Source organism: Thermus sp. FJN-A, from assembly GCF_054655095.1.
In genome coordinates this window covers 1-236 of record NZ_BAAHSC010000294.1, presented here as the reverse complement: position 1 = coordinate 236, position 236 = coordinate 1, and the positions used below count along the sequence as shown (strand labels likewise).

The window sequence follows — 236 nt, the reverse complement described above, 5'->3', positions numbered from 1 at the left end:
GACCCACCTGGCCGGGGCCGCCCTCACCGCTTCCCTCCTGCGGGGCTTCGGGGTGGAGGTGGGCCTCCTGGAGGGCCTGGCCCTGGCCTGGGGGGCGGTGATGCCGGATGTGGACACCACCACCTCCGGCCCCGGCAAGTTCCTGAGGCCCCTCTCCACCTTCCTGGAAAGGCGCTTCGGCCACCGCACCCTCACCCACTCCCTGCCCTTCCTCCTGGCCCTCGCCCTCCTCCTCC

At 73.3% G+C, this 236-nt stretch carries 1 protein-coding gene; it reads left to right on the top strand.

All coding sequences use genetic code 11. From position 1 onward, the window contains the following. Positions 1-236 (top strand): metal-dependent hydrolase (locus ACYQ0J_RS13765; protein WP_460172632.1); only part of this gene is annotated, 236 nt, incomplete at both ends.